The sequence below is a fragment of the Pseudomonas sp. MCal1 genome (genome assembly GCF_026341415.1).
In the GTDB taxonomy this organism is placed as follows: Bacteria; Pseudomonadota; Gammaproteobacteria; order Pseudomonadales; family Pseudomonadaceae; genus Aquipseudomonas.
In genome coordinates this window covers 26,518-50,239 of the sequence record NZ_JAKUMP010000003.1, presented here as the reverse complement: position 1 = coordinate 50,239, position 23,722 = coordinate 26,518, and the positions used below count along the sequence as shown (strand labels likewise).

The 23,722-nt window shown below is 59.1% G+C and carries 20 protein-coding genes; 17 read left to right on the top strand and 3 right to left on the bottom strand.

What is annotated here, in order from left to right; all coding sequences use genetic code 11:
• Positions 1-91 precede the first annotated feature (91 nt).
• From MKZ87_RS06070 to MKZ87_RS06045, 6 genes are all read left to right on the top strand, one after another.
• On the top strand, positions 92-280 hold the full coding sequence (locus MKZ87_RS06070; RefSeq protein WP_085703012.1) for a DUF1656 domain-containing protein: 189 nt from the start codon (positions 92-94) through the stop codon (positions 278-280).
• A gap of 12 nt (positions 281-292) precedes the next feature.
• Positions 293-1,201, top strand: a complete 909-nt coding sequence (locus MKZ87_RS06065; RefSeq protein ID WP_234205194.1) for an HlyD family secretion protein — start codon at positions 293-295, stop codon at positions 1,199-1,201.
• Positions 1,201-3,183, top strand: a complete 1,983-nt coding sequence (locus MKZ87_RS06060) for an FUSC family protein (protein ID WP_266200416.1) — start codon at positions 1,201-1,203, stop codon at positions 3,181-3,183. Before MKZ87_RS06065 ends, MKZ87_RS06060 begins: the two co-directional genes overlap by 1 nt.
• A gap of 42 nt (positions 3,184-3,225) precedes the next feature.
• Entirely contained in the window at positions 3,226-4,143 is a 918-nt protein-coding gene (gene gcvA, locus MKZ87_RS06055; RefSeq protein WP_085683706.1) for a transcriptional regulator GcvA, read from the top strand.
• Between the two features lie 64 nt (positions 4,144-4,207).
• Positions 4,208-5,035 (top strand): EamA family transporter, encoded by an 828-nt coding sequence (locus MKZ87_RS06050; protein ID WP_266200415.1) that lies wholly within the window; start codon positions 4,208-4,210, stop codon positions 5,033-5,035.
• A gap of 29 nt (positions 5,036-5,064) precedes the next feature.
• Entirely contained in the window at positions 5,065-5,826 is a 762-nt protein-coding gene (locus MKZ87_RS06045) for an SDR family oxidoreductase (RefSeq protein WP_234205199.1), read from the top strand.
• A gap of 64 nt (positions 5,827-5,890) precedes the next feature.
• Here the strand turns inward: MKZ87_RS06045 and MKZ87_RS06040 are convergent, their stop codons facing one another.
• Complete coding sequence (locus MKZ87_RS06040) at positions 5,891-6,805, bottom strand: LysR family transcriptional regulator (RefSeq protein ID WP_074690647.1); 915 nt, start codon at positions 6,803-6,805, stop codon at positions 5,891-5,893.
• A 270-nt stretch (positions 6,806-7,075) separates the two neighbouring features.
• On the opposite strand from MKZ87_RS06040, the gene MKZ87_RS06035 reads away from it, so the two are divergent.
• The 4 genes from MKZ87_RS06035 to pgm all read left to right on the top strand — a co-directional run bounded on the left by MKZ87_RS06035 (position 7,076) and on the right by pgm (position 13,302).
• A complete protein-coding gene (locus MKZ87_RS06035) occupies positions 7,076-8,098 on the top strand; it encodes a zinc-dependent alcohol dehydrogenase family protein (RefSeq protein WP_011334080.1) in 1,023 nt (340 codons plus the stop codon).
• Positions 8,099-8,644: 546 nt separating this feature from the next.
• Positions 8,645-10,099, top strand: coding sequence for a hypothetical protein (locus MKZ87_RS06030; RefSeq protein WP_266200414.1), 1,455 nt, complete (start codon positions 8,645-8,647; stop codon positions 10,097-10,099).
• Positions 10,100-10,148: 49 nt separating this feature from the next.
• Entirely contained in the window at positions 10,149-11,579 is a 1,431-nt protein-coding gene (locus MKZ87_RS06025; protein WP_085703007.1) for a PLP-dependent aminotransferase family protein, read from the top strand.
• Between the two features lie 76 nt (positions 11,580-11,655).
• Positions 11,656-13,302, top strand: a complete 1,647-nt coding sequence (gene pgm / locus MKZ87_RS06020) for a phosphoglucomutase (alpha-D-glucose-1,6-bisphosphate-dependent) (RefSeq protein ID WP_227235511.1) — start codon at positions 11,656-11,658, stop codon at positions 13,300-13,302.
• Positions 13,303-13,363: 61 nt separating this feature from the next.
• Here the strand turns inward: pgm and MKZ87_RS06015 are convergent, their stop codons facing one another.
• Positions 13,364-14,059 carry a pirin family protein gene (locus tag MKZ87_RS06015; RefSeq protein WP_266200413.1) on the bottom strand — a complete coding sequence of 232 codons (696 nt, stop codon included), beginning with the start codon at positions 14,057-14,059 and terminating at the stop codon, positions 13,364-13,366.
• 278 nt (positions 14,060-14,337) lie between these two features.
• Here MKZ87_RS06015 and MKZ87_RS06010 point away from each other — a divergent pair, with 278 nt between their 5' ends.
• The gene (locus MKZ87_RS06010) at positions 14,338-16,812 is read left to right on the top strand and encodes a UvrD-helicase domain-containing protein (RefSeq protein ID WP_266200412.1); all 2,475 of its coding nucleotides are present in this window, start codon (positions 14,338-14,340) and stop codon (positions 16,810-16,812) included.
• Between the two features lie 57 nt (positions 16,813-16,869).
• Here MKZ87_RS06010 and MKZ87_RS06005 read toward each other — a convergent pair whose 3' ends face one another.
• Positions 16,870-17,142, bottom strand: a complete 273-nt coding sequence (locus MKZ87_RS06005; RefSeq protein WP_011334086.1) for a DUF1652 domain-containing protein — start codon at positions 17,140-17,142, stop codon at positions 16,870-16,872.
• A gap of 263 nt (positions 17,143-17,405) precedes the next feature.
• Between MKZ87_RS06005 and MKZ87_RS06000 the strand changes: the two genes are divergently transcribed.
• The 6 genes from MKZ87_RS06000 (at position 17,406) to MKZ87_RS05975 (ending at position 23,558) form a co-directional block, all read left to right on the top strand.
• The gene (locus tag MKZ87_RS06000) at positions 17,406-18,221 is read left to right on the top strand and encodes a nuclear transport factor 2 family protein (RefSeq protein WP_266200411.1); all 816 of its coding nucleotides are present in this window, start codon (positions 17,406-17,408) and stop codon (positions 18,219-18,221) included.
• A 51-nt stretch (positions 18,222-18,272) separates the two neighbouring features.
• Positions 18,273-19,679 carry an NAD(P)/FAD-dependent oxidoreductase gene (locus tag MKZ87_RS05995; protein WP_266200410.1) on the top strand — a complete coding sequence of 469 codons (1,407 nt, stop codon included), beginning with the start codon at positions 18,273-18,275 and terminating at the stop codon, positions 19,677-19,679.
• A 29-nt stretch (positions 19,680-19,708) separates the two neighbouring features.
• Entirely contained in the window at positions 19,709-20,053 is a 345-nt protein-coding gene (locus MKZ87_RS05990; RefSeq protein WP_011334089.1) for a cupin domain-containing protein, read from the top strand.
• A gap of 56 nt (positions 20,054-20,109) precedes the next feature.
• Positions 20,110-21,195, top strand: coding sequence for a polyamine ABC transporter substrate-binding protein (locus MKZ87_RS05985; protein WP_085696206.1), 1,086 nt, complete (start codon positions 20,110-20,112; stop codon positions 21,193-21,195).
• Between the two features lie 380 nt (positions 21,196-21,575).
• The gene (locus tag MKZ87_RS05980) at positions 21,576-23,042 is read left to right on the top strand and encodes a serralysin family metalloprotease (RefSeq protein WP_227235515.1); all 1,467 of its coding nucleotides are present in this window, start codon (positions 21,576-21,578) and stop codon (positions 23,040-23,042) included.
• Positions 23,043-23,135: 93 nt separating this feature from the next.
• Entirely contained in the window at positions 23,136-23,558 is a 423-nt protein-coding gene (locus MKZ87_RS05975) for an AprI/Inh family metalloprotease inhibitor (protein ID WP_170929683.1), read from the top strand.
• Positions 23,559-23,722 lie beyond the last annotated feature (164 nt).

Sequence of the window (23,722 nt, the reverse complement as noted above, 5' to 3'; positions counted from 1 at the left end):
TCAATATCGGCAAGCGTGGTGATTCCTTAGCATTTTCAACACGCCCGACACGGCCGGGCGAACGCTGAAAATCTGGATTCGGGTGCTTGTCATGCTTAATGAAGTCTCAATTGCCAACCTCTACTTTCCTCCTTTGTTCATATACCTCGGCACGACATTTCTGGCCTACAGAGTCATTGAACGTGTAACCCGTCATTGGCTGGACAGCGCGTGGCACCCCGCGCTCGCACGTTTCTTCGTCTCGCTCATCGTTCTCTCGGCGCTGGTCGTCCATTACTGAGCGAGGGTCACCATGTCTATCGTCAAAATTCTCAAACCTGCCGTTACTCTCGTACTGGGTTCATTAGCGCTGATGTTCTGCCTGCAACTCTGGCGCGCCTATGTACTGGCGCCCTGGACGCGGGACGGTCGCGTGAGTGCGCAGGTTGTGCGGATTGCACCGGAGGTGTCCGGGCAAATCAATCAATTGGCGGTCAGCGAAAACCAATGGGTGGCCAAGGGCGATTTGCTGTATCGCATCGATGCGCGCTCTTATCGACTGGCACTGCAGCAGCGCATGGCGGAGTTGACTGAATCACGCAGTGTGTTCGACCAGCGCAACGCTCAATTCAAGCGTCGTACACAACTGGCCGGAGCCATCGCCCGGGAAGAGGTCGACAACGCCGCGCGTGAACTGGCGGTGGCCCAATCGCGGCTGGACGCGGCACGCAGCCATCTTGCCCAGGCGCAACTCGACCTTGAGCGCACCACGATCCGTTCGCCGGTCGATGGCTACGTCACGCAACTGCGACTGCACCCAGGCGATTACGCAGATGCTGGGCATACCAACCTGTTTGTGGTCGACGGTTACAGTTTCTGGATCACCGGTTATTTCGAAGAGACCAAGTTACCGGGTGTGCGTATCGGCGCGCCGGTGTCAATCAAACTGATGGGTTTCGCGCCGTTGCTCCAAGGCCACGTCGCGAGTATGGGCAGGGGAATTGCGGACACCAATGAGGTGCGCAACGACAGCGGTTTGCCCGAGGTGAGCCCGACCTTCAGCTGGATTCGCCTGGCCCAGCGTGTGCCGGTGCGGATTGAGCTGGACAACGTACCGGAGGGCGTGGAGTTGGCAGCGGGCATGACCGCCAGCGTCGAAGTCACGCAGCCCGACGCGGTGCCGCGCTGGCGCCTCATCCATTGGTTGCAGGCATTCATGTGATGACCCGTCTGTTAATACGGCTGTTTGCGGCAATCCCTCGGCCCTGGACGCCTGGCACTTTCGCCTACGTATCGCGCAGTGTCCTGGCGGCAGGATTGGCGCTGTGGCTCGGCTTTCAGCTGCATCTGGACTCGCCGTTCTCGGGCGCCTCCACGGTGTTGTTGCTGGTGCAGCCGGTACAAGGCGCGGTTCGCGGCAAGGGTTTCTACCGGATGCTGGGGACTTTGGCAGGTTTGTTCGCAGCTTGCGTCCTGACCGGGCTGTTCGCCCAACAGATGTTGCTGTTCTTGCTCGGCATCGGCCTGTGGCTGGGCTTGTGTGTGGCGGCGATGACCGTGTTGCGTCATTACCAGGCCACCGCTGCCGTCGTGGCCGGATATACCGTCTGCCTCGCATTGGGTCCCGCCATCGTCGCGCCACAAAAGGCTTTTGAGCACATCGTGACCCGTGGTACAGCGGTGGCAATCGGCGTGCTTTGCCTGAGTCTGGTGGTCACGCTGTTCAGCTCGAGGACCATGGAGTACAAAATCAGACGCACGCTCGCCGAAGTATGTGCCCGCAGTGCCAGGCTGCTTGCGATGCACCTCTCGGGCGAACAGCGCGCCGAGCGGTTTACACAGGCTCATCAGCTCGCCATCGATATCGGCAAAGTGGACGATTTGTTGGGGCTGGGACGCGGTGAGTCAGCGCTGCTTCGCGCGCGGCAATCGGCGATTCAGGCAGGGCTGGCGCATTTACACGCCGTGGTGCTCGATATGCACTACGACCGTTGCGGCATGGAAACCGAGCCGCCGTTGCTCGCCCAAACAAGTGCGGCGCTGCTCGCGCTGAGTAACCGGATAAGCGACGACTATCACGCCTGTGCCCAGACCGTGAGGCAACTGCGTGTTCAGGTGGAGGCTTGCGCGGGGGCAACCCCCGGCGTACGACCATTTTGCGAACAATTGACCGACCTGAGCGAAGCCTTGCAGCACTTTTCCAGCCTCGATCACCCTCGCCGGCAACCGGTAAGGGTCGTGGGTTTCCACCGCAACTACGCCGATGCCGCACGCAACGGCTGCAGGGCACTGCTCGCCTTACTGGCCGCCGGCGCCATCTGGTATCTCAGCGGTTGGGGTCAGGGCCCCACGCTGCTGGCTGTCGTTGGGCCCTGCTGCACACTGCTGGCGACCGCTCCCGCGCCGGAACAAGGCATGGCCGGTTTTATCCGGGGTACATTTTATGCCGTGGTCGCCGCTGCGCTGTGCAAGTTTCTGCTGTTGCCGCAGATCAACAATTTCCCCCTGTTGCTGCTGATGCTGGCGGCATTCTGGTCGTTCGGGATTCATGCGACGAGTCAGCCTCGCCACGCGCTGCAAGGGGTTGCTTACCTGATCGGCTTCAACACCTTGGTGAGTACTGGCGGTACGGCGGTCTATGATTTCGCTGATTTTGCCAATCAGTCGCTCGCCTGGTTCGTGGCCATGGCCGTCTGCCTGTTGGCGTTCCAGATGATGCCGAGAGACAGAGCACGGGATGTTCAAGCACTGAAGCGCTCTATTCAAAGGGGCATCCGGTCACTGCTGCGTCGTGCAGACACTATCAATCACCCGCAATGGCAATCGAAACAGCAGCATCGAATCGTTACATTGAAGAATCTGCTTGGCACCGATATCAAGCTTGATGACCGAGCTGGATGGCTGTCGCTGCAATTGAGTAAGCAATTGAACCGAATTCAACAGTGCACGGACGAAATGGACCCTGATTCTGCCGTCGCCCAATGTGCGCGAGCCAGCATTCGGCGAATGGCTCGATGTTCGGGTGAGCCGGGGATCACTGCAGTACAGGCACGGCGCACAGCAAAAGCGATGAGCCGGCTCGGTGCGGAACATCTGGCGATTGTTTGCAAAGAGCTCGCCTGGCTGCTGGAGCAATACGCAATCATCGCGAGTCCCGTTACACGCAAGAAGCAACCAGCGAACCTTCGCTCTAACATGACTTGATATTCATACTTCGATGTTTGGCCAATCCCGGACCCTGTGTTTATGAGAGATCTGCCCCCGACCGCAACCTTGCGTGCTTTCGAAGTGTCTACCCGGCACCCGACTTTCACCGCCGCCGCGCAGGAATTGCATGTGACTCAAAGCGCGGTCAGCCATCAGCTCCGGCATTTGGAGGAACTTTGGGGCCTGCAGCTGTTTGAACGCGGCAAGTCGTTACGGCTTACGCCTGCGGGCGCTACCTTGGCGCCGATTGTACGCGAGTTCTTCATGAGCCTTGAGGCGACGCTGGCTGATTTGCGGGAGCAAAAGGGCAGGGTCCGGCTCAGCGTCAGCACAACCTATTCCTTCGCGCTGAAATGGCTGCTGCCACGCTTGCCGAACCTGGCCCGCCAGCACCCGGAACTGTTGGTGTCGCTGGACACCACGGACAAGGTCATCCATTTCGCCAGCAGCGAAGCCGATGTCGCGATTCGCTTGGGCAAGGGCAATTATCCTGGTCTGTATTCGCAGTTTTTGTTCGGCGAGCAGGTTTTCCCGGTGGCCAGTCCCGAACTGCTGCAACGCGTCGGAATGCCGGGCAGTCCTGCCGACTTGTTGCAGTTGCCGCTGCTGGCTCGTGACGGCGCTGAACTGGCGCCGAAGTGGGAAGTGTGGTTCCAGTCCGTCGGGCTGGCGTTTTCGCCACTGCGGGAAAGCGTCAGGTTTGGCGACACCAATATGACGGTGGAGGCGGCTTTGCTCGGCCAGGGTATTGCTCTGGTGCGCAGTGGGCATGTCGAGAACGAAATCGGCGATGGCCGTCTGGTGCGGCTGTTCGATGTGCCGTTTCAGTCGCCGCTCGCTTATTACTTCGTTTGTCCCAAGGGCGTTGAGACGCAGCCGCACATTGAGTGTTTTCGCGAATGGTTACTCGGTGAGGCGCTGAAAGTGCAGGGCGGGCAAGTTTCAAGACATGAATAATCACTCATGGTGCAATGAGGAGTCGTCTCTGTAATCCTGCCGTTCGGGCTGCCTAAAATGACCAATGCCTACTCATCTCGTCCTCCTTGTCCTGTTCGCCGCGCTGCTGCACGCCGGCTGGAATGTACTGTTGCGCGGCGGTGTCGATCGGCTCTGGTCGATGACGGTGATGTGCGTTGCAATTGCCACGGTTTGCGCAGTTGCCGCGATGTTCATGGCAGCGCCTGCACCTCAGAGCTGGGGATACGCGCTGCTGTCGGCCTTGCTGCATGTCGGCTACAACCTGTTTCTGGTGCGCAGTTACCGGGTCGGCGATCTGGGACAGATTTATCCGATTTCGCGCGGCTCATCACCTGCGTTGATTACGCTCGGCGCCGTGTTGTTTGCCGGCGAAACCATCACCCCCGGCCAGTTGCTCGGCATTGCGCTGGTGTCAGGCGGAATCATTTCGCTGGCCTTCCGGGGACGCAGCCTGTCGGTGCCAAGCCTGCCTTATGCACTGGGAACCGGTTGCTTTATCGCGGCTTATAGCGTGATCGACGGCATTGGCGCGCGGCTTTCCGGTGCGCCGCTTGCCTACACGGTGTGGATGAGTGCCTTGTGGGGCGTGCTGATGCCGGCGGTCTACATCGGTCTGCGCGATGCCCGCAGCCTGTTTTCGATCCGGCCCGGAATGTTCGCTGCGGCAATGGGAGGGCTGGTCTCTCTGCTTGCTTATGCAATCGTAATTTACGCGATGAACGAAGCCCCGCTGGGCGCGGTGTCAGCCTTGCGTGAAACCAGCGTGCTGTTCGCGGCGTTGCTTGGCTACCTGTTCCTCGGTGAAACACTTACCGTCCGCCGGATGCTGGCCTGTGTGGTGATCGCCAGCGGCGCGATCATCATCGGCTGACTCGGCTTCATCTGCCAAGGAGTAATTTCATGGTTAACGTCTCGCAGGCTCCGCTGATTCTGATCACAGGTGGCAGTCGGGGAGTGGGCGCCGCCACTGCCCGACTCGCCGCTGAACAAGGCTACGACGTCGCGATAAGTTACGTTGCCAATGACGCCGCCGCGCTGAAGGTTGTGGCAGATGTCGCAGCGATGGGACGCAAGGCGTTGGCGATGCGTGCCGACAGTGCCGACCCCGAGCAGGTCGCAGGGCTTTTCACAGCGATCGACCATACGTTCGGGCGCATCGATGTCCTGGTCAATAACGCTGGCGTGCTGGCGCAACAGTCACGCCTTGAGGACCTTGGCTTCGAGCGCATGCAGCACATCTTTGCGGTCAATGCTCTCGGGCCGATACTGTGCGCCCAGCAGGCTGTGAAACGCATGTCCCGGCGGCATGGCGGTGCGGGCGGCGTGGTGATCAATGTCTCGTCGGCTTCGGCGCGTTTGGGCAGTCCGAATGAATATGTCGACTACGCGGCCTCGAAAGGCGCGCTGGAAACATTCACCATCGGGTTCGCCAAAGAGGTGGCCCGCGAGGGTATTCGCGTCAACTGTATCCGCCCGGGTCACATCTATACCGACATGCACGCCAGTGGCGGCGAGCCGGGACGGGTTGATCGGGTCAAGGGCTCGATCCCGATGGGCCGGGGCGGCCAGCCGGAGGAAGTGGCGCGGGCCATTTTGTGGTTGGCCAGCGCGCAGGCCTCGTTTGTTACCGGTACATTCCTGGACGTAACGGGCGGTAAATGAGTCGGGCGGGCTGTAATAGCGAGGTGCACCTGAAGTGATCAGATGAACAAACGCCCGGCGAAACCTAGAGACTGTCAGGGTCGCCGAAAAACATCTGAATCCGCGACCGCAACCACCTTTCCCCCGGATCGTTATCCTGCGACCCACGCCACGCCATATGCAGTTCAAACGTGCGCGTCGGCAACGGCGGATCTTCCGCCCGCAGACCGCCAGCTGCTGTCAGTGCTTCCGCCGTGTAATCGGGAACGGTCGCTACGATGTCGGTGCCCGCCAGCAGCGTACCCAGTCCATTGAACTGCGGCACCGCCAGTACCACATGCCGTTTACGCTCGAGTTTTTCTAGCTCTTCATCGACGAAACCACTGAGGTCGCCGGCAAACGACACCAGCGCATGCGGACGGGCGCAGTAATCGTCCAGGCTCAGTGGTCCCGGCACAGTATCGGCGCGCAGTAGTTTGGGTGCGCTGCGGCGCAAGACCTTGCGTTTGGCGTTGGCCGGCAGGTCGGTGGTGTAGCTGACGCCGATGGAGATTTCACCGGAGGCAAGCAGGCCTGGCATCAGGATGTAGTTGACGCGGCGCACCACCAGCACGATGCCGGGCGCCTCGGCGCGCAGGCGCTTGAGCAGCATCGGCAGCAGCGCGAACTCGACGTCATCAGACAGGCCGATGCGAAATACAGAGGTGCTGGTGGCCGGGTCGAACTCTGCCGCTCGGCTGACTGCGGTTGAAATGGAGTCGAGGGCCGGAGAGAGCAGGGCGAAGATTTCCACCGCGCGGGCGGAAGGCTCCATGCTGCGTCCGGTGCGCACGAACAAAGGGTCGTCGAACAGGCCGCGCAGGCGAGAAAGTGCCGCGCTGATCGCCGGCTGGCCGAGAAACAGCTTTTCCGCCGCACGGGTCACGCTGCGCTCATGCATCAGCGTTTCGAACACGATCAACAGGTTGAGGTCGACACGACGCAGGTCATTACGATTCATCTGGAGTCCTGGCAGAGTCATCAAGCTTGACGAGAGCGACCATATGAGAACAATGGCCGGCATGAATCTTACGGGGAAAGGCTGGTAGTCTGCACCGGGTAATTCAGCTTTACTGAGAAGCCGGCAGCAGTTTTTTCATGGATTTTCTCAATGCTGACCATGCTGCGGAATCAATGACAGGCATGTCGACTATTAATAGCCACTGATAGTCTTGGCTGGAAAGCCCAGATAGAGTTCAGGGCATTAGAGGTTACTTTGACGAGGTTTGCGATGTCCCGCACGATCCGTTTTCACAAGTTTGGTCCAGCCGAGGTGCTCAAATGCGAAGAGCATGCGGCTGCTCAGCCAGGTCCTGGCGAAGTGCAGGTGCGTGTCGAGGCGATCGGCATCAGCTGGTATGACACGCTGTGGCGCCAGAATCTGGCGTCGTCCCAGGCGCGTCTGCCTTCGGGCCTCGGTCATGAAATGGCCGGCGTAGTCACAGCCATCGGCGATGGCGTCGAAGATCTGGCCGTGGGCGACAAGGTGGCCAGTTTCCCGGCCGAAAGCCCCAATGATTACCCGGTCTACGGCGAACTGATCGTTCTGCCGCGTACTGCGCTGACCCGTTATCCGGACGTGCTCAGCCCGATTGAGGCCAGCGTGCATTACACGCCGCTGTTGATCGCCTATTTCGGTTACGTTGATCTGGCACGGGTCAAACCCGGTCAGTTCGCCCTGGTGACCGACGCCAGCCACTGCGCCGGGCCGTCCTTCGTACAGTTGGGCAAGGCGCTGGGTGTTCGGGTCATTGCTGCCACCAAAACGGCGGAAGAGCGTGAGTACCTGCTGTCTCTCGGTGCCGAGAAAGTAATCGTCACCGAAGAAGAAGACCTGTTGATGCGAATCAACAAGATCACCGACAACCGTGGCGTCGACGTTGTGTTCGATGGTCTCGGCGGACCGCAGATGTCGCTGCTTGGCGATGTGCTGGCTCCCCGTGGCAGCCTGGTGCTTTACGGCCTGCAGGGCGGCAACCAGACGCCGTTCCCGGCCTGTGCCGCGTTTCAGAAGAACATTCAGTTCTTCGTGCATTGCATCGGCAACTTCACCGGCAAGCCGGAGCTCGGCATCATTCAGGACCATGTCGCCTTGCAGCGCGCCTTGCGTGATATCAACCAGCTCACTGCCGATCGTGTGCTGCTGCCGCTCAAGACTCGTGTGTTCCCGTTCAACGAGTTTGTCGAAGCACATCGCTACATGGACGAGTGCCCATGCCGCGAGCGGGTTGCCCTGCAAATCGAACCTGCCTGATCTTCCCTGTCAGAGTCCGTGGCCCCACGGACTCTTGTGCGTTTTATCCTTCAGACATCGAGAAAACCTGGGCCAGAAGCCTGGGGATGTTCAGCAACTGAACTGGTTTTTACTCTCGATCTGTATCTTCTAATTGCCCTCCAGACGCTGATAATTGAATGACTACTTTCATCTCAAGGAATGAGCTATGTCTGTGCATTCTGTTTGTGTCGTACAGCATCAATCGGCTGTTTATCATTGCGCCTCAAACTTCTGTTTAAAGTTTGTAGGGGTGCAATGTAATCCCTTCTTTTTTTCTTGTGCTAATTATGTGCAGGGAGTTGTAAGAAGTTTCCTAGGAAAACTTTATCCCGGAAGGCGCCCAGTAGTGGCGGGGCTTTCGGCGGTGTCGGCCGTGATTCCTAAATGTCGCTGGCTCAACTGTTTCAAATAACTACAAAAGCTTAAGTGTTAGCATTTCAGCGACTATTAATTAATGAAGAATGATTGTGCGTCCGCCATTCGTGGCCGTGCGATATAAAACCTTTGATACCGGGTGAAGTACTGATGAGCGCGATCCATGATCAGGCAATGAATTATGTCTACCAGCAAGTATTGCAGCGACTGCTGAGTTTCTTTTCCCGTGCCGAGCGCACGGCATTGCAGCTGTTGATCCAGCGCCTGGCAGTTGCTGCCGGGGGCATGGATCGCATCGGTGAATTCAAGATATTGGCCATCCAGTCCGGCACACGCGACTGCTGCTACAGCCTGGCCCTTTTGCGTGCAGCCCAGTTGAGCATCGCCGGGCGCGCGCCTGCCACGTTTCAGTTGCGTGTTGCCACCTTGCGTTGCAATGGCGTACCGGCTTCGGCATTGCACAACATGCACCGCAGCTTCAGTGCGCTGTTCCTGTATGACGATCCACGCGTAGAACTTTTGATGGTGGATCATCGCGAGATCCTGCCATTCAACCATCTGGCGCCTGTCTGCGACGAGGGGCGGGAAGCCGGCAGGCTCAACCTGCTGATGGTAGGACATCGCCGCGACCGGGATGAGCCGTTGACGCTTTGGGATGACCTGTACCTGACCACCGCCGAGTTCTACGGTCAGGTCGCCCGCTGGAGCAACGGTGTCGACGCCTTGATCAACAGCGACAACGCGCGTCGTCAAGAGCAGTTTCTCGATGGCCTCGACCGGGCCGTGCGCAAGGTCGGCATGGGCGGGTTGTCGCGCAAGGGCGGCGGGTTCGATGAACTGTTCAGTTTGCTCGACAGCCTCGGCAGCGATTGTTATCGCGAGCTCTATGCCCAGGAGGATCGGGTACTGTGGCGACCGCTCGGTGAGTTCGAAGCCTGCCGTCGTACCAGCTATATCGGCATCGACGACATGGTGGTCGGCAAAATGGAGGAACGCTGGCCCTTGCTCAGCGATTTCCTCGGCTTTCAGGCCGACGATCTGATGCTTGAGGCGCGAACCGGCGAGTGTGCCGATCCCCTGGTCGGCGCCTACCTGCAAGGTTTGCAGGCCAGTTACACCGAAGGACGCACCTACGGGGCCGGGGTCTCGGAGTATCAGCAACAATGTCTGGCAACGATGCGCCGCAGGAACACACCTGAGCAGGTTTGCGAACGCTTTAAATCGGCGTTCGGCAATCTGTCCGATCTCGCGGAGCACCAATCGCTGGCCGCGGCTTCCCTGCAAAAGAATTTCGGCCTCACTGAACAGCAACTGGTTTGCCTGCTGTTCGCACCTTTCATCAACGCTGGCGCCGGCCTCGAGCGATTCCTGCGCACCTGTCATCCGGGCATGCTGGTTGCCATGCCGGATCTGCACCGTGCCATGCAAGGCTTGCACGCTCCGGAGCAGGTCTTGCAATGGATGACCGATGTCAGCGGCCTGCCACTGCGACTGATCTGCCGGTTGTACGCAATGGAAGCGATCCAGATGGACGGACATGTTCCCAAAGCGCAGGAGTTACTCGAGCACGATGTCACTCTGGACGACCGTTCGGCGGAAGGTTGAGTGGGGTTTTGTTGTCCGGCCACGGGGACAAGTCTGCGGACGTACGCTCATGAGTGAGCCAAGAGAATCCGACTTTGCCTATCAGGCGGTCTATCGTTACCTGACACAGCTGATCAGCGAGCCGGGCAATCAGGAAGCCATTCGACTGCCGTCGCTACGGCAACTGGCGGAACGGCTGAATGTGTCGATTTCGACCATTCAATACGCCTACGCGTTGCTGGAAAAAGAAGGCCGGGTCTATTCCGTGGCCAAATCCGGATATTTCGCGCGGCCGACATCGACAGTCATGCCACCCGGGTGCGGCAGTGATTTGCTGGAAACGGTTTACGTGAATGCCAGACGCTTCGGCATGCAAGTATTGAGTGCCGATGAGCCCGCGTCGATCCAACCCCTGGATCGTCCCTTGCTGATGCTTGAACGCGAGTTGTTGCGCCAGTATCCCCGGCACTTGCAGACGCTGGCCCAGCCTTGCGGCGAACTGGAACTGCGCACGTTGCTGGCTGCCCGCTACACCACATCGGCCGCCCATTGCTGGCACGCCGAAGACGTCTACATCGGTGCCGATCTGCGAGGGGTGCTGGAAATCCTGATCGCCGCCCTTGAGCTGCGCCACGCAACCGTGGTGATCGAGTCGCCGTGTGACTGGATGATTCTGCGTCTGTTCCAGTCCGCCGAGGTTCGGGTGATCGAGCTGCCGCTACAGCCAGATGGCGCATTCGACCCGCAGAAACTGCAGAGGCTACTCGCAAACGAGCGGGTGCGACTGATCCTGCTGTCCTCCAGATTGAATATGCCCCATGGCAGCCGCATTCCTCTGTCCAGCCGTCAGGCGATTGCGCGGTTGCTTGTGAAGCATGGCACCTGGCTGCTGGAAAATGATTGTCACGGCGAGTTGCTGGACGACGCCGAAGAAACGCCGCTGCGCGAGCTGGTGGATCCCGACCGCCTGTTGGTGTTTTCCATGTTCGAAAACGTCATCGGGGTCGAAGCGCCCTATGGTTTTGTACTGGCGCGACAATGGCGTACGGACCTTCAGCGTCACTTCCTGCTGCGTTCGTTCCGCCTGTCACCGATCCGCCAGAAGGCCATCGCCCGACTCTACGCGAGTGGGCGAGTGGACCAGCATTTGCCGATGCTCAAGTGCTTGCTCAGAGAGCGTCGAACGCAATGGATCGATTTGATACGTGAACGTCTGGGCGACTTTCTGCAGGTTGTGGAACCCGCTGGCGGCGCAACGATCTGGCTGCGCTCTGCACGCCCGATCGCGATGGATGCAGTGTTTCATCGGTTACTCAAACAGCACGTGCTGATTGCACCGGGGGAGTTGTTCAGCCTACAGGGCCTGCACACGCAACACATGCGTTTGAGCGTGACAGGCAGCGCCGAGCACGAGTTGTTAAGACTTGTCGGACTGCTCGGGGATGCGTTGCGACTGGCTCCGCGGACAGATGCGCGTAAACACCCGGCCTGTGTGCAATAGACCCCATCGCGCTTCGGCCAAACTGCCAGTAAACTCCGGTGTAATTTCCTGAACCACTCTATTTCAGAGGTTTTGCATGACACTCAGTCCTTTTGCGGGCAAACCGGCACCGGCAGAACTGTTGGTCGACATCCCGCGACTGGTTACGGCGTATTACACCGGTCAACCCGACGCCTCGGTTTCCACCCAGCGCGTGGCGTTTGGCACCTCCGGGCACCGGGGTAGTTCCTTTGATTTGAGTTTCAACGAGTGGCACGTTTTGGCCATCAGCCAGGCGATCTGCCTGTATCGCGAAGCCCAGGGCATCACCGGGCCGCTGTTTGTCGGTATCGACACGCATGCGCTGTCGACTCCAGCCGGGGCCAGCGCGCTGGAAGTGCTGGCGGCCAATGGCGTGACCGTGATGATTGCCGAAGGTGATGAGTACACGCCGACCCCGGCAGTCTCCCACGCCATTCTTTGCTACAACCGTGGTCGCACCACCGGCCTGGCCGACGGTATCGTCATCACCCCGTCGCACAACCCGCCACAAAGTGGTGGCTACAAGTACAACCCAACCAACGGCGGCCCGGCCGACACCCACATCACCAAGTGGATCGAAGCCAAGGCCAACGAACTGCTGGCCAACAAACTGGCCGGCGTTAAACGCATCAGCTACGAGCAAGCGCTCAAGGCCCAAACCACCCATCGTCACGACTACGTCAACACCTACGTGGCCGACCTGATCAACGTCATCGATTTCGATGCCATTCGCGGTGCCAAGCTGCGCCTGGGCGTCGATCCTCTGGGCGGAGCTGGGGTGCGTTACTGGTCGGCGATTGCCGAGCACTATCGCCTGGACCTGGACGTGGTGAACAAGGAAGTCGATTCGACGTTCCGCTTCATGACCGTCGACTGGGACGGCCAGATCCGCATGGACCCATCGTCCAGCCATGCCATGCAAGGCCTGATCGGTCTGAAGGAGCGTTTTGACGTGGCCTTCGCCTGCGACCCGGATCACGACCGTCACGGCATCGTCACGCCATCCGGCGGTCTGCTGGCACCGAACAACTACCTGGCGGTGTCGATCGACTACCTGTTCCAGAACCGTCCGCAATGGCGCGCCGACGCAGCCGTGGGCAAAACCGTGGTCAGCAGCGGTCTGATCGATCGCGTGGCCAAGCGTCTGGGCCGTCGTCTGTACGAAGTGCCGGTAGGTTTCAAATGGTTCGCCGATGGCCTGTTCGACGGCTCGCTGGGTTTTGGCGGCGAAGAAAGCGCCGGCGCCTCGTTCCTGCGCAAGGATGGCGGTGTCTGGAGCACCGACAAGGACGGTCTGATTCCGGCCCTGTTGGCCGCTGAAATGACAGCCCGTACTGGGCGCGACCCAAGTCAGGCCTACCGTGCACTGACTGATGAACTGGGCGAACCGTTCTCGGTGCGTGTCGACGCCAAGGCCAATCCGGAACAGAAGGCGCTGCTGAGCAAGCTGTCGCCAGAGCAGGTCACCTCGACCGAACTGGCGGGCGAGAAGATCCAGAGCATTCTCAGCAAGGCTCCAGGCAACGATCAGGCCATTGGCGGCCTGAAAGTGATGACCGAAAACGGCTGGTTCGCTGCGCGTCCTTCGGGCACCGAAGACATCTACAAAATCTACGCCGAAAGTTTCATCGGCGACGCCCACCTCAAGCAACTGGTGGCTGAAGCGCAAACCCTGGTAGACGGTGCGATCAGCGCTAAGTAACGCCAGACAACGGAAAAGGGCGACCCTGAGGTCGCCCTTTTTTGTGCCCGCGATTCGCCGGTCAGACCAGGTCCACCAACACGATCTCGCTGTCTTCCAGCGCCGTGACGGTCAGCACCTGTTCATCAGCCACCGCCACACCGTCTCGAGCTTGTGCACGCAAGCCGTTGACTTCAATGACACCCGTCGCCGGAACCAGATACGCCCGACGTCCGGCATCGAGGCGGTATTCAGCCGTTTCTCCGGCCTTGACAGTGGCCGCCACCAAACGCGCGTCGGCGCGGATGCGCAGGCTTTGATCGTCACCGTCCTTGCCGCTGGCGAGGGTCACGAAACCTTCGCGATCGCCTTTCGGGAACGGTTTGGCGCCCCAGGACGGCGGTGCGCCCGTTTCAGTTGGCAGAATCCAGATCTGGAAGATCTTGGTGTCCGTGGCTTCCAGGTTGTATTCGCTGTGGGCGATCCCGGTGCCGGCGCTCATCACTTGTACGTCGCCAGCCTCGGTGCGGCCCTTGTTGCCCAGGTTGTCCTGATGGCTGATCGCACCTTCACGCACGTAGGTGATTATTTCCATGTCGCGGTGCGGGTGAGTCGGGAAGCCCGTGCCGGCGGCAATGATGTCGTCGTTCCACACGCGCAGGTTGCCCCAGTTCATGCGTTGCGGATCGTAGTACTCGGCGAACGAAAAATGGTGATGGGCATCCAACCAGCCGTGATGGGCGCCGCCCAGCGAGCTGAAAGGTCTGAGTTCAAGCATGATCGTCTCCTCAAAAGGTTCGTCATGGGGCGCGATGCCTGAGCCACGAAGCGAGACCGGTGATTGATGACAGGCATCATCTATCAGCCAAACATCGATAAAAAGCGTAAAAAGTGCGGCATTCCAATCGAATCGATAGATATTAATAAGGCTCGAAACCGTCTCATCCGACTTTCAATTCATCGCCTAAACCAATGACCTGTAAGCATTTCGCTAGAACAAAAAAGCAAATGCAGACACCATAGCTCCCAACAGCCTCACATCCGGAGTCCGTCAGCGTGGCGCAACACACCCCCGATCTTCCTCCCGAACTTCGTCCCCTGGCCGAGATGCCTTGGTTCAAGCGCCTGGCTGCGCGTTTCCTTGGGCACGGCCTGACGCAACTGCGCGCCCAGCACCGGGCTTCGTGGTTGCACGGCCAGGCCGACGGCTTTCGCAGCGGACATACTGCCGGCGTGGATTACGGGTACAAGGAAGGCAAGGCTGACGGGCTGGAAGAGGGCCGGCAGGTTTTGTTGATCCGCGACAGCCGCAACACCGAGCATCGCCCGCCGGGTATCGACAATCACCTGTTCGACGACTGGCGCCTGCCGCTCAGCGCAGAACTGAAAAAGCGCATGAAAGCCGACGTCGCGCGCCTGCTGCCAGCCCACGCCCAGCCAAGCGTTGCGCAATGGAAGATGATTTTCAGCGATACCCCGTCAACTTCGGTGATTGCCGGTGCTGGAGCCGGCAAGTCGACCACGCTGGTCCTGCGGATCCTGCTGCTGACCCATTACCTCGGCTTTGAGCTCGATTCAATGACCGTGGTGACTTTCACTCGCGAGTCGCGCAAGGACTTCATCAACAAGCTGATCGAACTGTTCGCGTTATGGGGCCGCTCACTCAGTCAAAAAGCTGCGAAAGACCTGGTGCGCACGTTTCACTCGCGAATCCTGCCGATGGTCCGCAGCCTGCCGGGATTCGAGCGCTTGCAGGCATTCGAAAACCTCAGCCACCGCGCGCAGCCGGGTGACGAAGACGTCGACAGCAATCCATTCGATCTGCGCATCAACGACGCGCAACGCCAGCAGCTGAACGCCTGCTACCACCGTCTCTACAACGAAGACCCGCGCTTCGCGCAATTGATCCAACCGTTGTCCCGCCACGCCTTGCAACTCAAGGAACTGGAGCGCGATCACCCGGACGTGCAGAAGCGCGTCGCTGTAACGGAACTCGCGGCCCGACGGGATGAAGAGTTGTGCGACATGATCGAGGACATGTGGCTTCGCGCCGGCGCCTGGCCGATCAAGGACATCGAGCCGAGCCGCCAGACATTCGAAATCAACGGCGCGTCGTTCCATTGCCACGGCTATATTCCGAGTCTGGATGCTTGGGTTGTACTGGGTTTCGATCCTCGGGAAAACCCGCAGGTCTGCCGTCCCAACGCCAAGCTGACGGTTCGTGCAGAGTGGGCAGTCAAGCGCACCCTGTTTCAAGCTTTCTGTCGCAAGCCATTGATTTGGCTGGATAGTTATGAATCCTCAAGGCGCTTGTTGGCCACGCTTGCAGGTGATGTCAGCGCCGGTCCGGGCTTCGACTACAAGGTCAAGGGTGAGCTGGCGTCCGCGCCGTTGCTCGACTGTTTTGTCGCCGCCGCAGGTTTCATCGAGAACCTGGGGCTCGACGTACCTGACGCCGTCGGCCGCATGAGTTTTGCCAAGGACGATCCGGACAGGTTTTTCTTCGAGGCCCTGAGTCTGTTCTGGCGCGCGCTGGAAGATCACCTTCTGGATCAGAAGCCGCCGATCATGACCTACAACCGGATGTTCGCGCTGTTCAGCGAGCACTCACCGGAAAACCTCAAACTGCTCAGCGATGAGCTGCTGCGCCCGATGTCGCACCTGATGATTGATGAGTTCCAGGACGTTTCGCCGCAGATCGTTTCGTGGATTCGTGCCAGCCTCTTGGAAATCCGCAGCCGCGGCCCGGCCATGCACGTCGGGCGAGGCGCGCAGCGATCGTCTCTGCTTTGCGTGGGCGACGACTGGCAATCGATCTACGGCTGGCGCGGCAGTTCGCCGAGTTACTTCATGGAGTTCAACAAGGAGTTCCCGTCGCCGAGCACGACCCGTGTAATGCTCAGCGACAACTATCGCAGTCATCAGCACATCATCGACGCGGCAGAACACATCGTTCGTGCCGCGCCCGCGATCCCGGGCAAGAAGGCAAAAGCCAGCGGCGAGGAGAGGCCGTTGCAGCCCGTCAACGTGCTGGAGCGCGACGATCAGGCACTCGGCCAGCGTCTGGCAGAACACTATCGAAACGGCGATTCAATCCTGATGCTCTATCGAAAAAGTAGCGATAAGTCATTGATAGAGCAGCATATTCAATCTGTAGTTAATGTGGATTCGAGCTTGCCTTACGAAGCGCGACGCCTGAAACAATTGACCTATCACAGCGCCAAAGGCCTGCAGGCCGACGCGGTCTTCCTGTTGGGTGATTGCCAGCACCTGACCAGTTCCCCCTACAAGAATCAGGTCTATCGCTTGGCCGGACTCGGCAAGGCTGGTGACAGCGAGCCGTACGACAGCGCGCAAAAAGACGAAATCCTGCGCCTGGCCTATGTCGGCATCACCCGCGCAGTCAGCCATTGCTACTGGTATGTCGAGCCTCAGGACAGTCAGGCGGTGAATATGCCTCGGGCTTCGGACCGGGTAACCAAGGGCAAACCGTTCTTCATCGATCATCGGCCAGAGAAGAAAACGGCCTGAATTTGGCGCCCATAAAAAAGCCCGCATAAGCGGGCTTTTTTATTTTAAATCAGCAAGTTATGCGTAACTCTTGAGAGACTCAGGAGGAATGAAAGCCTCCAGCTCATCCTCCACAGCTTCGATTATTCGCTCCACATCCGCCGCATTCATCACCGTGGCACAGGGAATGCCGGCGATCGCGATCAGGGTTTCGCCGCTGGCCCGATCGAACAGGCGGGCGACCAGGCTGCCGGGCGCATCCATGGTCGCCTCGAAACCCATTGGATGAAAATGCCAGCGCATCAGCTGGCACGCATTGGGGAACGTGACCTTGCTTGACCCTTTATTCATGTGTTGCCCGCCTTCTTCATCGAGCGCTTCCGTTTGCTCATGGTAGGTGGGAAGAGCCTTCATTGGCCCAACCGGTGATTGCCTTAAAAGTAGCATCTGAATGTGAATTTCCTGTGAGAATTTTCAGTTCATTTAGCGATTGCGCGGACTTTTTTGATGTAAGTCACGGTTCACTCCAATCGTCGCCAAAATGCCATCGCGGTCGGGTTATTGATGCAGCGCCAGAAGTTGGGCAAGCTCGGTTCTTTTTCCAAGAGTCCCTTATGCACGCCGATGATGACGGCCCGGAACAGACCCGGGCCACGGCCGAAACGGTCATGCGCTATCACCTGTGCTGGAAACACCGGGACCTGGATGGCGTGATGGCGCTGTACCACCCGGACATCCAGTACAACGATTTCTTCCAGAACCGCGTGCTTGGCCTCGACGAGTTGCGCGAGTACGTCCGGGTCAGCATGCCGCGTGAATCCGACGAAGCGCTGGAGCATTGCGACCGCATCCGCATCGACGGCAATACCGCGTTCATTCAATACGAAGTGACGTTGCGCGGCGGTAACGGGCTGGTGTCGTTTCGGTCCAGCGAAGCGATCACGGTCAAGGACGGGCAGATCTGGCGGGTCAACGAATATGCCTCGCTGGTGCGCGAACAGGCCGACAGCCCGGCGGCAAGCAGCCAGCGCCCGGCCGTGAGTCGCCTTGGTTTGTCGCCGCGCCAGTTGAGCTTCATGGCCGATGACTTGCAGCAGTATTTTCAAAGTCAGCAGCCTTATCTCGACCCCGAACTCGACCTGCAACGGGTGGCGAAGGAGTGCGGGTACAGCCGCAACCAGATTTCCTATTTGCTGAATCAGGTGCTGGGGCAAAGCTTCTACCGCTACGTCAATCAGGCGCGGCTGCAACATCTATTGCGGTCGCTGGACAACGCTGCTGCGCCGCTGCGCATCGACGAACTGGCCTTCGCCGCCGGTTTCAATTCGCTGTCGGCGTTCTATAGCTGCTTTCGCCAGCACACCGGCCAGTCGCCCAAGGCCTACGCGAAGCAAATTTCTTTGCGGACACGCGCGCAAGACAATTCCTGAGTTCTGCCTCTAGGATCGACGCCATCGAAACCTGGATTGGCGGAGTCTTGCATGCCGGCGTGGCGCACTATCAGTTTGTGGATGGACCAACTCGACGAGCCGCTGACCGCGCGTGCGTCGCTTGCGCAGGACCTGGACGTCGACGTGGCGATCATCGGCGCCGGTTACACCGGGTTGTGGACTGCGTACTACCTGAAACAACAGGCGCCGAGCCTGAACATCGCCATCATCGAGGCGCAAACCGCAGGCTTCGGTGCTTCCGGCCGCAATGGCGGCTGGTTGATGGGCAATCTGCTGGGGGAAGATCGCCTGCTGGCAGGGCTGTCGCCGCAACAACGCCGCGCTTCTTACGACTTGCTGCACGGCATTCCGGATGAGGTGGCGACTGTCCTCGAACGCGAAGGCATCGACTGCGATTACCGCAAAGGCGGGGTGCTGTACTGCGCCGCGCGCTATCCCGAGCAGGAAGTCAGTCTTCGCGATTACCTGAAAAAACTCCACGCCCAGGGACTGACCGACGACGATTACCGCTGGCTCAGCCCCGAACAGCTGGCGCAGCAGCTGCGCCTCGCCAAACCTTACGGCGGCATCTTCGCGCCACATGTGGCGACCATTCACCCGGCAAAACTGGTGCGGGGCCTGGCGCGAGCCGTCGAAAGCATGGGGGTGAAGATTTACGAAAACAGCCCGGTGACCCATTGGCAGGCCGGCAGCCTGCGCACCGACAAGGCCAGCGTGCGCAGCCGCTGGATTGTCCCGGCGATCGAAGGGTATTCGGTCACGCTGCCACCGCTGGGCCGTTATCAATTACCGGTACAGAGCCTGATCGTCGCCACCGAGCCGTTGTCCGCCGCGACCTGGGACGCGATCGGCCTCAGTCGGGGCCAGGCTTTCAGCGAGTTCAGCCGTCAGGTCACTTACGGCCAGCGCAGCGCTGATAACCGGCTGATCTTCGGCGCCCGTGGCGGCTATCAATTCGCCGGCAAGCTGCGCCACAACTTCGACCTGACCCGCGATGAAGTCGAGCTGCGCCGCTATCTGTTCGGCGAGCTGTTCCCTCAACTGAAAAACGTGCAGATCACCCACGCCTGGGGCGGCAATCTCGGCATGTCCCGGCATTTCAAACCGCACATGCTCTGTGATCGGGCCAACGGCATCGCGCTGTCTGGCGGCTATGGCGGGGAGGGTGTCGGCGCTTCCAACCTGGGCGGGCGGACGCTTGCGGATCTGATTCTCGAGCGCGACACCGAGCTGACACATCAACCGTGGGTGCTGCCCGACGGCGGGATCCACGCACTGCGAGCCTGGGAGCCGGAGCCGTGCCGCTGGCTCGGCTACAACGCGATCATCAAAAGCTTTGTCCACGAAGATCAGACCCTGGCCAACCCGGCGACCGCGCCCTGGCGGCGCAAGCTTGCCAGCCGCGTGGCCGGGTTCATGGAAGGTTTCATGCACTGAACGTTGTTTACTAAGAGACAGGTAACGCCATGAGCATCACCCAATTCAAGAACACCGCCACGTTGCAACTGGATGAGTCCAACCCGGTGGCCGTGCCGCTCGGCACGCCGGTGGCGATTGCCTCGACCACCAGCGTCGAGCGCGATGACGGCGTTGAAACCGGCGTCTGGGAATGCACGCCCGGTCGCTGGCGGCGGCAGATCACCGCTCAGGAGTTCTGCCATTTCATTTCCGGTCGCTGCACGTTCACCCCGGACGACGGCGGCGAAACCCTGCACATACAAGGTGGCGACGCGCTGATGTTGCCGGCCAATACGCTCGGGATCTGGGACATCGAGGAAACCGTACGCAAGACCTATGTCCTGATTTTCTGACGCTTTGATCCTTTTGATTGCCTGCCAACAACAATAGTCAACACAGGAATCGATCCATGATCCGAAAGACCCTCGCACTCGCACCCTTGATGCTCGCCGTCTCCCTCGCTCAGGCGGCGGATACGGTCAAGGTTTACAACTGGTCCGACTACATCGCGCCGGACACCGCCAAGAACTTCGAAAAGACCAGCGGCATTGGCGTTACCTATGACGTCTACGACAGCAACGAAACCCTTGATGGCAAGCTGATGACCGGCAAATCCGGTTACGACGTGGTGTTTCCGTCCAACCACTTCATGGCGCGGCAGATCGAGGGCGGGGCGCTGAAGAAGCTCGACAAGAGCCAGTTGCCGAACTGGAAGAACCTCAACCCGGTGTTGCTCAAGGCGTTGCAGACCAACGATCCGGGCAACGAACACGGCTTTCCGTACCTGTGGGGCAGCACCGGCATCGGCTACAACATCGCCAAGGTCAAGGCCGTGCTGGGTGATAACGCGCCAGTGGACTCCTGGGACTTGATCTTCAAACCCGAATACATGGAAAAGCTGCAGAAGTGTGGTGTCGCGATCCTCGACAACGGCCCGGAACTGCTGCCGGCAGCGCTCAACTACCTGGGTTTGCCGCATCACAGCAAGAACCCCGAGGACTACAAGAAAGCTGAAGCGCTGCTGATGAAAGTGCGGCCGTACGTCAGCTATTTCCATTCTTCGAAGTACACCAGCGACCTGGCCAATGGCGACATTTGCGTGGCCGTCGGTTTCTCCGGCGACATCCTGCAAGCGGAAAATCGTGCCAAAGAGGCGAAGAACGGCATCGAAATCGGCTACGAGATTCCCAAGGAAGGCGCCGCGATCTGGTTCGACATGGTCGCCATGCCCGCCGATGCGCCGGACGAGAAGGCCGGCTACGCGTTCATGAACTACCTGCTGCAGCCCGACGTGATGGCCGGCATCAGCAACTACGTGCATTACGCCAATGGCAACGAACAGGCTGACAGCCTGATCGATCCGGCGATCAAAAATGACACCAAGATTTATCCGAGCCCGGAAATGATGGGCAAACTGTTCGCACTGGAGGCGATGCCGCTGAACATCGACCGGATCCGCACGCGGGTGTGGAACAAGATTCGCACCGGCAGCTGAAGAAAACAGGCGAGGGCGGTACCGCCCTCGCCTGAATAGGTGGACAACTTGATATCAATACACTGGCGTTGCACTGATAAAGTGCAGCAAAGTGAGACGCTGCTAACAAAAAACAACTTACCGATATTTAATATTTAAATAATAAATCGTCAGACAATTAGGCAGGCTCACTGCACTTGCAAACTTCTTTCTGGCGCACGCGCTTTGTTTACGGGAGTTTCCCGGAACAGTTCAATTTGATCTCAAAAAAACGCTAGACGTTAGATTTCAAATTGTGTCAGGTTTCTTACGCCTTCATTGGGCGAGTGATAGGACAATCTCGCCAGAGGTTGTCGCTATCGGACAAAAACTGTTCCATTGCTATACAAGGAAGTGTGTTTATGTCGAAAGTAAAAGCTAACGCTATTGATACCGCCGAACAGGCTTTCCAGCTGGGCGCGGCGCCGCAACCTCTGGCAGCGACCAGCACGGCGTATAACCAGATCAATAGCTTCAGCCATCAGTACGATCGTGGCGGCAACCTCACGGTCAATGGCAAACCCTCCTTTTCCGTCGACCAGGCTGCAACCCAGTTGCTGCGCGACGGCGCTGCCTACCAGGACAAGGACGGCAGCGGCAAAATCGAACTCACCTACACGTTCCTGACTTCGGCATCGTCCAGCACGATGAACAAGCACGGGATCAGCGGGTTCAGTCAGTTCAGCGCTCAACAAAAAGCCCAGGCCGTGCTCGCCATGCAATCCTGGGCCGATGTGGCCAACGTGACCTTCACCGAGAAAGCCTCGGGCGGCGACGGCCACATGACCTTCGGTAACTACAGCAGCGGCCAGGATGGCGCTGCAGCGTTCGCTTATCTGCCAGGCACCGGCGCCGGTTACGACGGCACGTCGTGGTACCTGATCAACAGTGGCTATACGCAAAACAAAAACCCGGATCTGAACAACTACGGTCGTCAGACCCTGACTCACGAAATCGGCCATACCCTTGGCCTGGCGCACCCGGGCGACTACAACGCCGGCAACGGCAACCCGACCTACAACGACGCGACCTACGGCCAAGACACCCGCGGCTACAGCGTCATGAGTTACTGGAGCGAAAGCAATACCAGCCAGAACTTCAGCAAGGGCGGCGTGGAAGCCTATTCCTCCGGCCCGCTGATGGATGACATTGCCGCGATCCAGAAACTCTACGGCGCCAACATGACCACCCGTACCGGTGACACCACCTACGGCTTCAACTCCAACGCCGGTCGCGATTTCCTCAGCGCTTCGTCGTCGGCCGACAAGCTGGTGTTCTCGGTGTGGGATGCGGGCGGCAAGGACACCTTCGACTTCTCGGGTTTCACCCAGAACCAGAAGATCAACCTTAATGAAGCCTCGTTCTCCGACGTTGGCGGCCTGGTGGGCAACGTGTCCATCGCCAAAGGTGTCACCATCGAGAACGCGATCGGCGGCTCCGGCAACGATCTGCTGATCGGCAACAGTGTGGCCAACGAGCTAAAGGGCGGTGCCGGCAACGACATCCTCTACGGAGCCGGTGGTGCCGACAAGCTGTGGGGCGGCGCGGGTTCGGACACTTTTGTGTTCGCGGCCAGCTCTGACTCCAAGCCGGGTGCGATCGATCAGATCCTCGATTTCGTCAGCGGCCTGGACAAGATCGACCTGACCGGTATCACCAAAGGCGCCGGCCTGCACTTCGTCAGCGCCTTCACCGGTGCGGCGGGTGATGCAGTGCTGACGTCTTCGGGTGGCAACAGCCTGTTGTCGGTGGACTTCTCCGGTCACGGCGTAGCTGATTTCCAGGTCAGCACCGTTGGCCAGGCAGCCGCCAGCGACATCGTGGCGTAATGTGACAAGGGAAAGCGGCGCTTGATGCGCCGCTTTCTTCGCTTGCTTCGTCTCGCTGCGTGCGCAAGGCTACACGCCGGAGTGATATTTCCTATGATTCAAAACCTCTTTTCCCGCATGGCAGTCACCTGTTTCATGCCGATGCTGATGATGATTTCTGGAGAAACAACCATGGCAAGCAGCCTCAGACTCGAAGATCCATCGGTATTTGCCGGACACTGGCAAGCCACGCTGACCGCCGCCCATGACGCTCCAGAAGCGCAGGCGCTGCAAGACAAACCCTCCAATACCTGCGTAATCGACCTTGAGCCGAACCAGACGCTGGGCCATGGGGCTGATTGCCTGAGCGCATGGCTGCAAGAAAACGCCATCGGCTGGTTTCCCGATCCGGACGGTCTGTCCATCACCGGCAAGGAAGGCTCAAGAATCAAGTTCTTCGGCCGACAACATGACGGACTTTATTCCAGCACTTTGAAGTCGGGTCTGATCGTGACGCTCAAGCGTATCGAGCAATAACGCTGCCGTTAATGAACGAAGCGAATATAAAGAAGTGTCCGAAAGTTATAAGTATTCGAAAAGTTGTTGTGAAAGTGTAAGCGGATACTTGCAAGTCATCTCTCGCAGGTAAGCGATATAACAATTGAGCGCTCGCCATTATTGGGCGAGCTCAATCATTTCAG

What these genes read in the sequence shown, in the direction of transcription:
- MKZ87_RS06025 (WP_085703007.1), top strand. Translation starts at nt 10,149, where the DNA reads ATGAGTGAGCCAAGAGAATCCGACTTTGCCTATCAGGCGGTCTATCGT.
- MKZ87_RS06045 (WP_234205199.1), top strand. Translation starts at nt 5,065, where the DNA reads ATGGTTAACGTCTCGCAGGCTCCGCTGATTCTGATCACAGGTGGCAGT.
- gcvA (WP_085683706.1), top strand. Translation starts at nt 3,226, where the DNA reads ATGAGAGATCTGCCCCCGACCGCAACCTTGCGTGCTTTCGAAGTGTCT.
- MKZ87_RS06065 (WP_234205194.1), top strand. Translation starts at nt 293, where the DNA reads ATGTCTATCGTCAAAATTCTCAAACCTGCCGTTACTCTCGTACTGGGT.
- MKZ87_RS06050 (WP_266200415.1), top strand. Translation starts at nt 4,208, where the DNA reads ATGCCTACTCATCTCGTCCTCCTTGTCCTGTTCGCCGCGCTGCTGCAC.
- pgm (WP_227235511.1), top strand. Translation starts at nt 11,656, where the DNA reads ATGACACTCAGTCCTTTTGCGGGCAAACCGGCACCGGCAGAACTGTTG.
- MKZ87_RS06030 (WP_266200414.1), top strand. Translation starts at nt 8,645, where the DNA reads ATGAGCGCGATCCATGATCAGGCAATGAATTATGTCTACCAGCAAGTA.
- MKZ87_RS06035 (WP_011334080.1), top strand. Translation starts at nt 7,076, where the DNA reads ATGTCCCGCACGATCCGTTTTCACAAGTTTGGTCCAGCCGAGGTGCTC.
- MKZ87_RS06060 (WP_266200416.1), top strand. Translation starts at nt 1,201, where the DNA reads ATGACCCGTCTGTTAATACGGCTGTTTGCGGCAATCCCTCGGCCCTGG.
- MKZ87_RS05975 (WP_170929683.1), top strand. Translation starts at nt 23,136, where the DNA reads ATGATTCAAAACCTCTTTTCCCGCATGGCAGTCACCTGTTTCATGCCG.
- MKZ87_RS05985 (WP_085696206.1), top strand. Translation starts at nt 20,110, where the DNA reads ATGATCCGAAAGACCCTCGCACTCGCACCCTTGATGCTCGCCGTCTCC.
- MKZ87_RS05995 (WP_266200410.1), top strand. Translation starts at nt 18,273, where the DNA reads ATGCCGGCGTGGCGCACTATCAGTTTGTGGATGGACCAACTCGACGAG.
- MKZ87_RS05990 (WP_011334089.1), top strand. Translation starts at nt 19,709, where the DNA reads ATGAGCATCACCCAATTCAAGAACACCGCCACGTTGCAACTGGATGAG.
- MKZ87_RS06040 (WP_074690647.1), bottom strand. Translation starts at nt 6,805, where the DNA reads ATGAATCGTAATGACCTGCGTCGTGTCGACCTCAACCTGTTGATCGTG.
- MKZ87_RS06070 (WP_085703012.1), top strand. Translation starts at nt 92, where the DNA reads ATGCTTAATGAAGTCTCAATTGCCAACCTCTACTTTCCTCCTTTGTTC.
- MKZ87_RS06005 (WP_011334086.1), bottom strand. Translation starts at nt 17,142, where the DNA reads ATGAATAAAGGGTCAAGCAAGGTCACGTTCCCCAATGCGTGCCAGCTG.
- MKZ87_RS06000 (WP_266200411.1), top strand. Translation starts at nt 17,406, where the DNA reads ATGCACGCCGATGATGACGGCCCGGAACAGACCCGGGCCACGGCCGAA.
- MKZ87_RS06015 (WP_266200413.1), bottom strand. Translation starts at nt 14,059, where the DNA reads ATGCTTGAACTCAGACCTTTCAGCTCGCTGGGCGGCGCCCATCACGGC.
- MKZ87_RS05980 (WP_227235515.1), top strand. Translation starts at nt 21,576, where the DNA reads ATGTCGAAAGTAAAAGCTAACGCTATTGATACCGCCGAACAGGCTTTC.